Below are 14658 nucleotides of genomic sequence, written 5' to 3' on the forward strand. Positions count from 1 at the left end.
CCGCTGGCCCGCCAGAAATCCGTGAGGCACCATCAGTGACAACGATCACCCCGAAACCCGGGAACCCGACGGCCGCCGGTGGCACGGGCGGGCCCTCACTTCGCGAGCGGCCCGCCGAGCCCGGTACGCTCACCGCCGTGCCCCACGCTGATCAGCCCAGAACTGCCCAGAAAGACGCCCCGGCAACGCCGCCGGGAGCGCCCCGGCCCGAGGCCGCCCGCCCGACACCCCTGGGCGAGCTGGCCACCCTGCTGGGCATCGAAGCCCCCGGCGCAGCCGCCGCTCAGCCGCCGCAGCAGCAGCCGCAGATCACCGGGATCACGCACGACTCCCGTGCCGTGCGCCCCGGCGACCTGTACGCGGCCCTGCCCGGCGCGAAGCTGCACGGCGCCGACTTCGCGGCCCAGGCGGCCGCACTCGGCGCCGCGGCCGTGCTGACCGACCCGGCGGGCGCCGAGCGCGCGGCCGCGACCGGCCTGCCGGTCCTGGCCGTCGACGGCCCGCGCGGCCGGATGGGCGAGCTCGCCGCCGCGATCTACGGCCGTCCCGGCGAGGGCCTGCTCCAGATCGGCATCACCGGCACCTCCGGCAAGACCACCACGGCGTACCTCGTCGAGGGCGGCCTGCGCGGGGCCGGACGCAGCACCGGGCTGGTCGGCACCGTCGAGATGCGCATCGGCGACGAGCGCATCAAGTCGGAGCGCACCACCCCCGAGGCGACCGACCTCCAGGCCCTGTTCGCGGTCATGCGCGAACGCGGGGTCGAGGCCGTCGCCATGGAGGTCTCCAGCCACGCCCTGGTGCTCGGCCGGGTCGACGGATGCGTCTTCGACGTCGCCGTCTTCAACAACCTGAGCCCGGAGCACATGGAGTTCCACTCCGACATGGAGGACTACTTCCAGGCCAAGGCGCAGCTCTTCACCCGGCGCCGCGCCCGCCTCGGGGTGGTCAACGTCGACGACGAGTACGGCCGCCGCCTCGCCAAGGAGTCCGCGATCCCGGTGGTCACGTTCTCCGCCGAGGGCGATGCGGCCGCCGACTGGCGCGCCGAGGACGTGGTGTTCGGGCACATGGACTCCACGCTGACCCTGGTCGGCCCCCAGGGGCAGCGCGTACGGGCCACGGCCCCGCTGCCCGGCCCGTTCAACGTCGCCAACACCGTCGCCGCGATCGTCACGCTCGCCGCCGCCGGCCTCGACCCGCAGACCGCCGCCGACGGCGTCGCCGCGGTCCCCGGGGTCCCCGGCCGGCTGGAGCGGGTGGACGCGGGCCAGCCGTACCTCGCCGTCGTCGACTACGCGCACAAGACGGACGCCGTCGAATCGGTGCTGCGTGCACTGCGCGAGGTCACCACCGGCAAGCTGCACATCGTGCTCGGCTGCGGCGGCGACCGCGACACCACCAAGCGCGCCCCGATGGGCGCCGCGGCCGCCCGGTTCGCCGACACCGCCGTGCTGACCTCCGACAACCCGCGCTCCGAGGACCCCCTCGCGATCCTCGCCGCGATGTTCGAGGGCGCCGTGTCCGTACCCGCCGAAGAGCGCGGCACGGTCCTCGTCGACGCCGACCGGGCCGCGGCCGTCGCAGCCGCGGTCGCCCGCGCCGAGCCCGGCGACACGGTGCTGGTGGCCGGCAAGGGCCACGAGCAGGGCCAGGAAACCGCGGGCGTCGTACGGCCCTTCGACGACCGTGCGGTGCTCCGCGCCGCGATCGAACGCCAGCAAGGCAGCAACGTCCGACAGGCCGAGGTGAACCAGTGATCGCCCTTTCCCTCGCCGAGATCGCCGACATCACCGGCGGGCGGCCCCACGACATACCGGATCCGTCCGTGCGGATCACCGGGCCCGTCGTCATCGACTCCCGCCAGGTGGAGGCCGGAAGCCTGTTCGCCGCGTTCGCCGGCGAGCACGTCGACGGCCACGACTACGCCGAGCGCGCGGTCGCCTCCGGAGCCGCGGCCGTCCTCGCCGCCCGGCCCGTCGGCGTCCCCGCGATCGTCGTCGCCGATGTCGAGAAGGCCCTCGGCGCCCTCGCCCGAGCGGTCGTCGAGCGGCTCGGCACCGACGTGGTGGCCCTGACCGGCTCCGCCGGCAAGACCTCCACCAAGGACCTCATCGCCCAGGTGCTCCAGGCCCACGCGCCCACGGTGTGGACCCCGGGCTCCCTCAACAACGAGATCGGCCTGCCGCTCACCGCGCTGCGCGCCACGGAGGAAACCCGGCACCTGGTGCTGGAGATGGGCGCCCGCGGCATCGGTCACATCGACTACCTCACCGGCCTGACCCCGCCGCGCATCGGACTCGTCCTCAACGTCGGGACCGCCCACATCGGCGAGTTCGGCGGCCGTGAGCAGATCGCCCAGGCCAAGGGCGAGCTGGTCGAGGCCCTGCCGGCCGAGGCCGAGGGCGGAGTCGCCGTCCTCAACGCCGACGACCCGCTGGTGCGTGCGATGTCCGCGCGGACGAAGGCCCGTACGGTGCTCTTCGGCGAGGCCGACGACGCCGAGGTACGGGCCACCGAAGTCCGTATGACACCGGCAGGACAACCCTCCTTCACACTCCACACACCCACCGGGTGCGGCGAAGTGACCTTGCGCCTGTACGGTGAGCACCACGTGTCGAACGCGCTCGCCGCGGCCGCCGTCGCCCATGTACTGGGCATGTCCGTGGACGAGATCGCCACCGCGCTCTCCGAGGCGGGCACCTTGTCCCGGTGGCGGATGGAGGTCACCGAGCGGGCGGACGGCGTGACGATCGTCAACGACGCCTACAACGCGAATCCCGAGTCCATGCGGGCTGCTCTGCGCGCGCTTGCCGCGATGGGCGGCGCCGCCAGGGCCGACGGGGGACGTACGTGGGCGGTGCTCGGTCCCATGGCCGAGCTCGGGGACGCATCGTTGGCCGAGCACGATGCGGTGGGACGGCTTGCCGTCCGGCTCAACGTGAGCAAGCTCGTCGCAGTCGGGGGCAGGGAAGCGTCCTGGCTGCAATTGGGCGCATATAACGAGGGTTCGTGGGGTGAGGAGTCGGTGGTCGTGTCCGACGCGCAGGCGGCGATCGACCTGTTGCGCAGTGAACTGCGCCCGGGTGACGTCGTGCTGGTGAAGGCTTCCAGGTCGGTCGGCCTGGAGCGGGTCGCTCTGGCGCTGCTGGCCGGCGGGGGCGAGGTCGCCGACCGATGAGGCAGATCCTGTTCGCCGGTGTCATCGGCATGTTCCTGACCGTGATCGGCACGCCGCTGCTGATCAAGCTGCTGGCCCGGAAGGGCTACGGCCAGTTCATCCGCGACGACGGCCCGCGCGGCCACGCCGGGAAGAAGGGCACGCCCACCATGGGCGGTATCTCCTTCATCCTGGCGACGATCATCGCGTACGCCCTGACGAAGGTGATCACGGGCAGCCCGGCCACGTTCTCCGGCGTGCTGGTGCTCTTCCTGATGTCCGGCATGGGCCTCGTCGGCTACCTCGACGACTACATCAAGATCGTCAAGCGCCGCTCGCTCGGTCTGCGGGCCAAGGCCAAGATGGCCGGCCAGCTGATCGTCGGCATCGCCTTCGCGGTGCTCGCGCTGCAGTTCAAGGACGCCCGCGGCAACGCCCCGGCCTCCACCAAGCTGTCGTTCGTCACGGACTTCGGCTGGTCGATCGGCCCGGTGCTGTTCGTGGTCTGGGCGCTGTTCATGATCCTGGCCATGTCCAACGGCGTGAACCTGACGGACGGTCTGGACGGCCTGGCCACCGGCGCCGCGGTGATGGTCTTCGGCGCCTACACCTTCATCGGCGTCTGGCAGTTCCAGGAGTCGTGCGCCAACGCGCAGACCCTGACGAACCCCAACGCGTGCTTCGAGGTACGAGATCCGCTGGACCTCGCGATCGTCGCCTCCGCGCTGATGGGCGCCTGCTTCGGCTTCCTGTGGTGGAACACCTCGCCCGCCAAGATCTTCATGGGTGACACCGGCTCGCTGGCCCTCGGCGGCGCCCTCGCCGGTCTCGCGATCTGCTCCCGCACGGAGTTCCTGATCGCCCTCCTCGGCGGCCTCTTCGTCCTCATCACGATGTCGGTCGTCATCCAGGTCGGCTCCTTCAAGCTCACCGGGAAGCGCGTCTTCCGGATGGCCCCGCTGCAGCACCACTTCGAACTGAAGGGGTGGTCCGAGGTCCTGGTGGTGGTCCGGTTCTGGATCATCCAGGGCATGTGCGTGATCGTGGGTCTCGGACTCTTCTACGCGGGATGGGCAGCGGACAAGTGACGTCCTGGCAGGGCAAGAACATCACCGTCGCCGGTCTCGGCGTGAGCGGCATCAGTGCCGCCCGCGCCCTGGCCGGCCTCGGCGCATCGGTGACCGTGGTGGACGGCGGCGACAGCGAGGGCCACCGCGCCCGGGCCGCCGAACTCGGCGAGCTGGGCATCTCCGTACGGCTCGCGGATGCCGAGACGCTGCCCCAGGGCACCGATCTGGTCGTCACCTCGCCCGGCTGGAAGCCCGACAGCCCGCTGTTCGCCGCGGCCGCCGAGGCCGGCGTCGAGGTCGTCGGGGACGTCGAGATCGCCTGGCAGCTGCGCGGGCCGGACTCCGCCCCGTGGCTGGCGATCACCGGCACCAACGGCAAGACCACCACCACCCAGATGCTCGCGTCGATCCTGAGGGCCGCGGGCCTGAAGACCGCGGCCGTCGGCAACATCGGCACCCCGATCATCGACGTGGTGCTCGGCGAGGAGAAGTACGACGTACTCGCCGTCGAACTCTCCAGCTACCAGCTGCACTGGGCGCCCTCGCTGCGCGCCCACTCGGCGGCCGTGCTCAACCTGGCACCCGACCACCTCGACTGGCACGGCTCGATGGAGGCGTACGCCGCCGACAAGGGCCGCATCTACGAGGGCAACACGGTGGCCTGCGTCTACAACGTCGCCGACCCGGCGACCGAGGCCCTGGTCGTCGAGGCGGACGTCGAGGAGGGCTGCCGGGCGATCGGCTTCACCCTCGGCGCCCCCGGCCCCTCCATGCTCGGCGTCGTCGACGGCATCCTCGTCGACCGCGCCTTCGTCGAGAACCGGCAGAAGAACGCCCAGGAGCTCGCCGAGGTCAAGGACGTCAATCCGCCGGCCCCGCACAACATCGCCAACGCGCTCGCCGCGGCGGCCCTGGCCCGCGCCTTCGGCGTCGCGCCGCGCGCGGTCCGCGACGGGCTGCGCAACTTCCGCCCCGACGCGCACCGCGTCGCGTACGTGGACGAGGTCGCGGGGGTCACGTACATCGACGACTCCAAGGCCACCAACACGCACGCCGCCGAGGCCTCCCTGGCCGCCTTCGAGCCCGTCGTGTGGATCGCCGGCGGCCTCGCCAAGGGCGCGACCTTCGACGAGCTCGTCCAGAAGTCGGCGAAGCGGCTGCGCGGCGTGGTGCTGATCGGCGCCGACCGGGCGCTGATCGCCGAGGCGCTGGCGCGACACGCCCCCGAGGTCCCGGTCGTCGACCTCGAGCGGACCGACACTGGGGCGATGCTCGCAGCGGTCCGGGAGGCGGCCCGGCTCGCAGAGCCCGGCGACACGGTTCTGCTGGCCCCGGCCTGTGCCTCGATGGACATGTTCGCGAACTACAACAAGCGCGGGGACGCATTCGCGGACGCGGTGCGCGAACTGGCCGCCGAGAGCGCGTAGGTCCGGCCGGTCCGTTCTCAGGTCGGCGAGTCCTCCCCGACCGGCTGCTCGCCTCGTACGAGTGGAGGGGAAGGTCACACATGCCGGCCAAGCAAGTGCTGCCCGGGCGGCGGCCGTCCGCCGTGAAGGCCGTCAAGTCCATCAAGAACGCGAAGCCCGCCAAGTCCGCCAGGACGGTCAAGGCGCAGGGCCGCAGGCGTCCGGCGGTGGGTGTGCGGCGGCCCGCCGGGCGCGGGCCGCTGGAGGGCATCCGGCGTACGCAGCGGCAGTTGCGCAAGGCCTGGGACCGACCCCTCACCGCGTATTACCTGATTTTCGGCAGCTCGCTGCTCATCACCGTGCTCGGCCTGGTGATGGTCTACTCGGCCTCGATGATCAAAGCGCTCCAGCTGGGCCTGGGAGACGCCTACTTCTTCAAGAAGCAGTTCCTGGCCGCCCTGATCGGCACCGGGCTGATGCTGGTCGCCTCCCGGATGCCGGTCAAACTGCACCGGGCGCTGTCCTATCCCGTGCTCGCAGGAACCTTGTTCCTGATGGTCCTGGTCCAGGTCCCCGGGATAGGGGTGGCGATCAACGGCAACCAGAATTGGATCTCCCTTGGTGGTCCGTTCATGCTCCAGCCCAGTGAGTTCGGCAAGCTGGCACTGATCCTCTGGGGCGCCGACCTGCTGGCCCGCAAGGGCGACAAGGAGCTGCTGAGCCAGTGGAAGCACCTGCTGGTGCCGCTGGTCCCGGTGGCCTTCCTGCTGCTCGGGCTGATCATGCTGGGCGGGGACATGGGCACCGCGATGATCCTCGGAGCCATCCTGTTCGGCCTGCTGTGGCTGGCGGGAGCGCCGACGCGGATGTTCGTCTCGGTACTGGCGTTCGCGGGTGTGATCGTCGCACTGCTGATCAAGACCAGCCCGCACCGGATGGACCGGCTCGCCTGCATCGGCGCGACGGATCCCGGCCGGAACGACCTGTGCTGGCAGGCCGTGCACGGGATCTACGCCCTCGCATCCGGCGGATGGTTCGGTTCCGGTTTGGGTGCCAGTGTGGAAAAATGGGGGCAACTGCCCGAAGCCCATACCGACTTCATCTTCGCCATCACCGGCGAGGAACTGGGTCTGGCAGGGACGCTGTCGGTACTCGCCCTGTTCGCGGCTCTAGGCTATGCGGGTATCCGCGTGGCCGGACGCACGGAGGACTCCTTCGTACGGTATGCCGCGGGAGGCGTGACCACCTGGATCACGGCCCAGGCTGTGATCAACATCGGTGCGGTGCTCGGTCTGCTGCCGATCGCCGGAGTCCCGCTCCCGCTGTTCTCGTACGGAGGGTCCGCGCTGCTGCCGACGATGTTCGCGGTCGGACTGCTCATCGCCTTCGCGCGGGAGGAGCCGGCGGCGCGCGCGGCGCTCGCGATGCGCCAGCCGAAGACCGGCTGGAAGCGGACCGGGCAGAGATGGAAGTCGATGAGACGGAGCGTCAAGAGGCGTCCGTCCGGAGAGCGGTGAATTTCGGTGCATGTCGTACTCGCCGGTGGGGGGACCGCCGGCCACATCGAGCCGGCGCTGGCCCTCGCGGACGCCCTGCGCAGGCAGGACCCTTCCGTGGGCATCACCGCCCTCGGCACGGAGCGCGGGCTCGAAACCCGCCTCGTGCCCGAGCGCGGCTATGAGCTGGGGCTGATCCCCGCCGTCCCGCTGCCCCGCAAGCCCACCCCCGAGCTGATCACCGTCCCCGGACGGCTGCGCGGCACGATCAAGGCCGCAGAGGAGATCCTGGAGCGCACCAAGGCCGACTGCGTCGTCGGCTTCGGCGGCTACGTGGCCCTGCCCGGCTACCTCGCCGCCAAGCGGCTCGGGGTGCCGATCATCGTCCACGAGGCCAACGCCCGGCCGGGACTGGCCAACAAGATCGGCTCCCGCTACGCGCACGCCGTCGCGGTCTCCACCCCCGACAGCAAGCTGCGCGGCGCCCGCTACGTGGGCATCCCGCTGCGCCGCAGCATCTCGACCCTGGACCGGGCCGCGGTCCGCCCGGAGGCGCGCGCCGCCTTCGGCCTGGACCCCAACCTGCCGACCTTGCTGGTCTCCGGCGGCTCGCAGGGCGCCCGCCGCCTCAACGAGGTCATCCAGCAGGTCGCTCCGACCCTCCAGCGCTCCGGGATCCAGATCCTGCACGCCGTCGGGCCGAAGAACGAACTGCCGCGTGTCGACAACATGCCCGGGATGCCGCCGTATGTGCCGGTACCGTACGTGGACCGGATGGATCTCGCGTACGCCGCCGCCGACATGATGCTGTGCCGCGCGGGCGCGATGACCGTCGCCGAACTCTCCGCCGTCGGGCTGCCCGCCGCGTACGTCCCGCTGCCGATCGGCAACGGCGAACAGCGGCTCAACGCCCAGCCGGTGGTCAAGGCCGGCGGCGGCCTGCTCGTCGACGACGCGGAGCTGACGCCCGAGTGGGTGCTCAGCCAGGTCCTCCCGGTGCTCGCCGACCCGCACCGCCTGTACGAGATGTCCCGCGCCGCCGCCGAGTTCGGCCGCCGGGACGCCGACGAGCTGCTGGTCGCGATGGTGTACGAGGCGATCGCCGCCCACAGGAACCGCTAGCGCAGGAGGCACAGGAGTGGCCGGAGCGACCACCGCACAGCGCGGCAATCCCGGGTCCGCCCGGAAGGGCAAGGGCTCCGGCTCTCCCAAACCGCCCAAGCCGCCCAGGTCGTCGAAAGGTTCCGGCCCGCGAGGCCCCGGTCTGCAGCGCCTTGTCCGGCGCATGCGGCACCGGGGCCCCGTGCTGCTCTGCCTCCTGGCCGCAGTGTTCCTCGTCGGCGGCGGCAGCTGGGTGCTCTACGGCTCCTCCTGGCTCCGGGTCGAGAAGGTGACCGTAAGCGGAACCCGGGTGCTGACCCCCGAGCAGGTGCTGGCCGCCGCGGCCGCACCGGTCGGGGCGCCGCTGGTGACCGTGGACACCGACGAGATCGCGGGCCGGGTCCGCAGCCGGCTGCCCCGCGTGGATTCGGTCGACGTGGTGCGCGCCTGGCCGCACGGAATCGGGCTGAAAGTGACGGAGCGCAAACCGGTCCTGCTCATCAGAAAGGACGCCAAGTTCGTGGAAGTGGACGCTTCGGGTGTGCGATTCGACACGGTTCCGAAAGCACCCGCGGGCGTTCCGGTCCTCGAATTGTCCGCGGCGCAGTCGCCGAGCGGCCGCCGCTTCGACGAGGAGCGGCTGCTGCACGAGGCCGTGGGCGTCGCCGGAGACCTCCCCGAGGCGGTCGCCAAGGAGACCGTGCAGGTCAAGGTGGGGTCGTACGACTCGGTCGTACTGGAGTTGAGCCGGGGCCGGACCGTGGTGTGGGGGAGCGGCGAGCAGGGCGAGGCGAAGGGCCGTGCGCTGACTGCCCTGCTGAAAGCGGCGCCCAAGGCTGACCACTTTGACGTGAGCGTCCCCACCGCCCCTGCGGTGTCCGGGAGTTGACGCCGGGTCGAACAGCGACGCACCCTGGTTGGCCACCGATACGGGTGATCACATAGGGTGAAAAGAAAAACGGGAGGTTCGGCGTGTTCGTTGAACACGCGCTACTTGTCGACTTAGTGTCCTGTTCGGAAGAGTCCAGGGAACAGACACTCTCCTAACCCTAAACTTCAGGGTTAGGGTTCGGGTCGGCGCGTTCGGACCGTCCCACATTTCGGCATCAGTCGTCGCAACGCAGGCCCGCGAGGCGGCGACACGTAACTCGAGGCGAGAGGCCTTCGACGTGGCAGCACCGCAGAACTACCTCGCAGTCATCAAGGTCATCGGTGTCGGCGGCGGTGGTGTCAATGCCATCAACCGAATGATCGAGGTCGGTCTCAAGGGCGTCGAGTTCATCGCCATCAACACGGACGCCCAGGCGCTGTTGATGAGCGACGCCGACGTCAAGCTCGACGTCGGCCGTGAACTCACCCGGGGCCTCGGCGCCGGCGCCAACCCGGCAGTCGGTCGCAAGGCGGCAGAGGACCACCGCGAGGAGATCGAGGAGGTCCTCAAGGGGGCCGACATGGTCTTCGTCACCGCCGGCGAGGGCGGCGGCACCGGCACCGGCGGCGCACCCGTCGTCGCCAACATCGCGCGCTCGCTCGGCGCCCTGACGATCGGTGTGGTCACCCGGCCGTTCACCTTCGAGGGTCGGCGCCGCGCGAACCAGGCGGAGGACGGCATCGCCGAGCTCCGCGAAGAGGTCGACACCCTCATCGTCATCCCCAACGACCGGCTGCTGTCCATCTCGGACCGCCAGGTCTCGGTCCTGGACGCCTTCAAGTCGGCCGACCAGGTCCTGCTCTCGGGTGTCCAGGGCATCACCGACCTCATCACCACCCCGGGTCTGATCAACCTCGACTTCGCCGACGTCAAGTCCGTGATGTCCGAGGCCGGCTCGGCCCTCATGGGTATCGGCTCCGCCCGCGGCGACGACCGCGCCGTGGCCGCCGCCGAGATGGCCATCTCCTCGCCGCTGCTGGAGGCGTCCATCGACGGCGCCCGTGGCGTGCTGCTCTCCATCTCCGGCGGCTCGGACCTCGGCCTCTTCGAGATCAACGAGGCCGCGCAGCTGGTCAGCGAGGCCGCTCACCCCGAGGCGAACATCATCTTCGGCGCCGTCATCGACGACGCGCTCGGCGACGAGGTACGGGTCACCGTCATCGCCGCCGGCTTCGACGGCGGACAGCCCCCGGCCCGCCGGGACAACGTCATCGGCGCCGCGTCCACCAAGCGCGAGGAGCCGGCCCCGGCGCCGGCCCGCGCTGCCGAGCCGGTGCGCCCGGCCTTCGGCGGACTGGGCACGGTCACCCCGCGCGAAGAGCCCCCGGCCCCGGTCGAGGCGGTTCCGGCCGAGGCCGCGGCCCCGTCGCCGCAGGTCCCGACGGCCCGGCCGTACCAGGACAGCCCGGCCGAGGAACTGGACGTTCCGGACTTCTTGAAGTGACGCTGGACCAGCACATCGAGAACGGCGCCCACTTCTCCTTCACCGACCGGTGGGGCGGGGTGAGCGCCGTTCCGTACGAGGAGCTCAATCTCGGCGGCGCGGTCGGAGACGACCCGACCGCCGTTCTCGCGAACCGGGCGGTGGCGGCCGGAGCCCTGGGTATCGGGCCGGACCACGTGGTCTGGATGAACCAGGTGCACGGCAAGGACGTGGCGGTGGTCCCCGGACCCTGGGGCGCCGCCGCCGACGTACCGGCGGTGGACGCGGTGGTGACCGCCCGTCGGGGGCTCGCCCTCGCAGTGCTCACCGCGGACTGCACCCCGGTCCTGCTGGCCGACCCCGTCGCCGGGGTCGCGGGAGCGGCCCACGCGGGCCGGCCCGGACTGGTCGCCGGGGTCGTGCCCGCCGCGGTGGAGGCGATGGTCTCCCTCGGGGCCGAGCCGGGGCGGATCATCGCCCGGACCGGCCCCGCGATCTGCGGCCGCTGCTACGAGGTGCCGGCCGAGATGCGGGACGCGGTCGCCGAGGCGGTACCGGCCGCCTACGGCGAGACGAGTTGGGGGACGCCGTCCGTCGACGTGGTCGCCGGGGTGCATGCCCAGCTCGCGGAGGCGGGGGTGGTGAACCTGCACCGTTCGCCGGTCTGCACACTGGAGTCGCGGGACCACTTCTCGTACCGCCGCGACCGGGTGACCGGACGACTTGCCGGATATGTCTGGTTGACAGAGCTTTCCCGGGGGGAAACCCCCGGACCCCCGGGGGAAAAGAAGAATGACGGATCGTAAGTCGGAGCTCGCGGAGAACCTCGCGCGGGTGGAGGAACGTATCTCGTCCGCCTGCGCGGCCGCGGGGCGCGGACGGGACGAGGTGACGCTCATCGTCGTCACCAAGACCTACCCCGCGAGCGACGTACGACTGCTGGCGGACCTGGGAGTCCGTCATGTGGCGGAGAATCGCGACCAGGATGCCGCCCCCAAGGCTGCGGCCTGCGCGGATCTGCCGCTCAGCTGGCATTTCGTGGGCCAGTTGCAGACGAACAAAGTCCGTTCCGTGGCGGGATACGCGCATGTGGTGCAGTCGGTCGACCGGCCGAAGCTCGTCACGGCGCTCTCGGCGGCCGCGGAGGCGGCCGGGCGCGAACTCGGCTGCCTCGTACAGATCGCCCTCGATGCCGAGTCGGGGGAGCGCGGCACCCGTGGCGGAGCCGCTCCGGAGCAGCTCGCCGAACTCGCGGACCTCGTGGCCGGGGCGCCCGGACTGCGGATCGGCGGTCTGATGACCGTGGCTCCGCTGGCCGGGCCCTACGCGGGACGCGAACAGGCCGCTTTCGAGCGGCTGGTGGAATTGTCATCCCGCCTGCGCGCGGACCATCCGACTGCCACGATGGTGTCGGCCGGGATGAGTGCAGACCTGGAACAGGCCGTTGCGGCCGGTGCGACACATGTACGCGTCGGCACTGCGGTACTCGGCGCGAGACCCCGGCTCGGGTAACGTCGCGAAGAAAGTCGGACCACAGCAGAAAATATGGTCATTACCGCTGATGGGCGGACGGACCACGTGGATCGCGGGCAGTTGGTGACTTTGGTGACACAGCGACACACCTGCGACAGGGCGATCCACCACAGAGCGGAGGACTCAGAGAATGGCCGGCGCGATGCGCAAGATGGCGGTCTACCTCGGCCTCGTGGAGGACGACCGGTACGACAACCCGGGGTACGACCCCGACGACGAGTTCGAGCCCGAGCCGGAACCGGAGCGGGATCGCCGGCGCCAGCAGCCCGTGCACCAACCGCCCGTAACGGACGAACCGGTACGAGTTACCCAGCCTCCGGCGCAACGGGAACCCATCCCATTGCCGCTGGAAAACGGACGTCCTGCGCGAATCGCCCCCGTGGCATCCATCACACCTGAACGCTCGAACCTGGAGAAGAACGCCCCCGTGATCATGCCCAAGGTCGTCTCCGAGCGGGAGCCGTACCGCATCACGACGCTGCACCCCCGGACCTACAACGAGGCCCGTACCATCGGGGAACACTTCCGTGAGGGCACTCCGGTGATCATGAACCTCACGGAGATGGACGACACGGACGCGAAGCGACTTGTCGACTTCGCCGCCGGCCTCGTCTTCGGCCTGCACGGCAGCATTGAACGCGTGACACAGAAGGTGTTCCTGCTGTCGCCTGCTAACGTCGATGTCACGGCGGAGGACAAGGCCCGCATCGCGGAGGGCGGGTTCTTCAACCAAAGCTAGACCGATCCGTCAGACACGGGGCCGGGGACAGAGCGAGAGCAGGGGAGAGGGAAGCGCGGGATGGGCGTCGCACTGCAGGTGGTCTACATCGCGCTGATGTGCTTCCTTATCGTGCTGATCTTCCGACTGGTGATGGACTACGTCTTCCAGTTCGCACGTTCATGGACACCCGGCAAGGCGATGGTGGTCGTCCTTGAGGCCACCTACACTGTCACCGATCCACCGCTCAAGCTTCTCCGGCGATTCATTCCGCCGTTGCGTCTCGGGGGCGTGGCACTCGACCTGTCCTTCTTCGTTCTGATGATCATCGTTTACATCCTCATCAGTTTCGTGAGCACCGCTGCGAGAAGCGTGTGAACGATGAGCTTCCCCGCAGGCGCGGGGACAGTCCCGATACGGTCCTGCCGACTGCCGACGACTACGTAGAGGTGAAGAAGACATGCCGCTGACTCCCGAGGACGTGCGGAACAAGCAGTTCACGACCGTCCGCCTCCGAGAAGGCTATGACGAGGACGAGGTCGATGCCTTCCTCGACGAGGTCGAGTCCGAACTGACTCGCCTGCTGCGCGAGAACGAGGACCTGCGCGCCAAGCTGGCTGCCGCCACGCGCGCCGCCGCGCAGAACCAGCAGCAGCAGGGGATGCGCAAGCCGGAACCCCAGGACCAGCGCGGCCCCGGCGGCCCCGGTGCCCCTGTGCCCGCGGCCATATCCGGCCCGCCGGCGCAGCAGGGCCCGCCGCAGATGGGCCCGCCGCAGCTTCCGGGTGGCCCGCCGCAGCTTCCGGCCGGCCCCGGCGGACACGGACCGCAGGGTCCGGGCGGTCCGGGCCCGATGGGCGGCCCCATGCACACCATGGGCGGCCAGCAGGGCATGGGCCAGCAGGGCATGGGCCAGCAGTCCATGGGCGGCCAGAACCCGCTCGGCCAGCAGATGCAGCCCATGGGCCAGCAGATGCAGCAGATGGGCCAGCAGATGCAGCCCATGGGTCAGCAGATGCAGCAGATGCAGCAGCCGCAGCTCCCGCAGCAGGGTGCCGGTGGCGACAGCGCCGCCCGCGTCCTGTCGCTGGCGCAGCAGACCGCCGACCAGGCGATCGCGGAGGCCCGCTCCGAGGCCAACAAGATCGTCGGCGAGGCTCGCAGCCGTGCCGAAGGCCTGGAGCGGGACGCCCGCGCCAAGGCCGACGCGCTGGAGCGGGACGCGCAGGAGAAGCACCGCGTCGCGATGGGCTCCCTGGAGTCCGCCCGCGCCACGCTGGAGCGCAAGGTCGAGGACCTGCGGGGCTTCGAGCGTGAGTACCGTACGCGTCTGAAGTCCTACCTGGAGTCGCAGCTGCGCCAGCTCGAGACCCAGGCGGACGACTCCCTGGCCCCGCCGCGCAACCCGGCCGGTCCGGCGCTGCCGCCGTCGCCGACGCCGTCGATGGCTCCGGCCGGAGCGATGGGCCACTCGATGAGCAACCCGTCGATGGGCGCTCCGTCGCCCATGGGCGGTCCCTCGCCGATGGGTGGCCCGTCCCCGATGGGCGGCCCCTCGTACGGTGGTCAGCAGCAGATGTCTCCCGCGATGACGCAGCCGATGGCTCCGGTGCGGCCGGCCGGTCCGCAGCCGATGCAGCAGGCGCCGTCGCCGATGCGGGGCTTCCTGATCGACGAGGACGACAACTAGGCGCCGCTCGCCAGTCGGCGGCAGTCGCTTCACGGGCCGGGCCCGGTTCCCCCACGGGGGCACCGGGCCCGGCCCGTTTTGCGTCCCGCCACCGTTGCGGGGCGCGGGCCGTACCGGTACAGGTACAGGT

The 14658-nt window shown here is 70.8% G+C and carries 13 protein-coding genes; all 13 read left to right on the forward strand.

All coding sequences use genetic code 11. The features are described from left to right. Window positions 1–35: 35 nt before the first annotated feature. Window positions 36–1760 (forward strand): UDP-N-acetylmuramoyl-L-alanyl-D-glutamate--2,6-diaminopimelate ligase, encoded by a 1725-nt coding sequence (locus tag OHT74_RS27825; protein WP_328621728.1) that lies wholly within the window; start codon window positions 36–38, stop codon window positions 1758–1760. After that, a complete protein-coding gene (locus OHT74_RS27830) occupies window positions 1757–3181 on the forward strand; it encodes a UDP-N-acetylmuramoyl-tripeptide--D-alanyl-D-alanine ligase (RefSeq protein WP_328621729.1) in 1425 nt (474 codons plus the stop codon). Before OHT74_RS27825 ends, OHT74_RS27830 begins: the two co-directional genes overlap by 4 nt. Then, window positions 3178–4248: a phospho-N-acetylmuramoyl-pentapeptide-transferase gene (gene mraY, locus OHT74_RS27835; RefSeq protein WP_053689587.1), complete on the forward strand. Its 1071-nt coding sequence runs from the start codon at window positions 3178–3180 to the stop codon at window positions 4246–4248. The genes OHT74_RS27830 and mraY overlap by 4 nt, the downstream gene beginning before the upstream one ends. Further along, the gene (gene murD / locus OHT74_RS27840; protein ID WP_266667865.1) at window positions 4230–5657 is read left to right on the forward strand and encodes a UDP-N-acetylmuramoyl-L-alanine--D-glutamate ligase; all 1428 of its coding nucleotides are present in this window, start codon (window positions 4230–4232) and stop codon (window positions 5655–5657) included. The genes mraY and murD overlap by 19 nt, the downstream gene beginning before the upstream one ends. 80 nt (window positions 5658–5737) lie before the next feature. Next, on the forward strand, window positions 5738–7153 hold the full coding sequence (gene ftsW, locus OHT74_RS27845; protein WP_266667867.1) for a putative lipid II flippase FtsW: 1416 nt from the start codon (window positions 5738–5740) through the stop codon (window positions 7151–7153). A 6-nt stretch (window positions 7154–7159) separates the two neighbouring features. Then, window positions 7160–8254: an undecaprenyldiphospho-muramoylpentapeptide beta-N-acetylglucosaminyltransferase gene (murG, locus tag OHT74_RS27850; RefSeq protein ID WP_266993987.1), complete on the forward strand. Its 1095-nt coding sequence runs from the start codon at window positions 7160–7162 to the stop codon at window positions 8252–8254. Between the two features lie 16 nt (window positions 8255–8270). Further along, a complete protein-coding gene (locus tag OHT74_RS27855) occupies window positions 8271–9122 on the forward strand; it encodes a cell division protein FtsQ/DivIB (protein ID WP_443047581.1) in 852 nt (283 codons plus the stop codon). Between the two features lie 280 nt (window positions 9123–9402). Then, complete coding sequence (gene ftsZ / locus OHT74_RS27860; protein WP_266667873.1) at window positions 9403–10608, forward strand: cell division protein FtsZ; 1206 nt, start codon at window positions 9403–9405, stop codon at window positions 10606–10608. Continuing rightward, complete coding sequence (pgeF, locus tag OHT74_RS27865) at window positions 10605–11393, forward strand: peptidoglycan editing factor PgeF (protein ID WP_266667875.1); 789 nt, start codon at window positions 10605–10607, stop codon at window positions 11391–11393. The genes ftsZ and pgeF overlap by 4 nt, the downstream gene beginning before the upstream one ends. Beyond that, window positions 11380–12099 (forward strand): YggS family pyridoxal phosphate-dependent enzyme, encoded by a 720-nt coding sequence (locus tag OHT74_RS27870; protein ID WP_266667877.1) that lies wholly within the window; start codon window positions 11380–11382, stop codon window positions 12097–12099. Before pgeF ends, OHT74_RS27870 begins: the two co-directional genes overlap by 14 nt. A gap of 151 nt (window positions 12100–12250) precedes the next feature. Then, window positions 12251–12859, forward strand: a complete 609-nt coding sequence (locus OHT74_RS27875; RefSeq protein WP_266630095.1) for a cell division protein SepF — start codon at window positions 12251–12253, stop codon at window positions 12857–12859. Window positions 12860–12919: 60 nt separating this feature from the next. Next, window positions 12920–13216: a YggT family protein gene (locus OHT74_RS27880; RefSeq protein WP_030155988.1), complete on the forward strand. Its 297-nt coding sequence runs from the start codon at window positions 12920–12922 to the stop codon at window positions 13214–13216. Window positions 13217–13298: 82 nt separating this feature from the next. Next, window positions 13299–14528 (forward strand): DivIVA domain-containing protein, encoded by a 1230-nt coding sequence (locus tag OHT74_RS27885; RefSeq protein WP_328621731.1) that lies wholly within the window; start codon window positions 13299–13301, stop codon window positions 14526–14528. Window positions 14529–14658 lie beyond the last annotated feature (130 nt).

This window comes from Streptomyces sp. NBC_00354, from assembly GCF_036106915.1.
Taxonomy (GTDB): Bacteria; Actinomycetota; Actinomycetes; order Streptomycetales; family Streptomycetaceae; genus Streptomyces.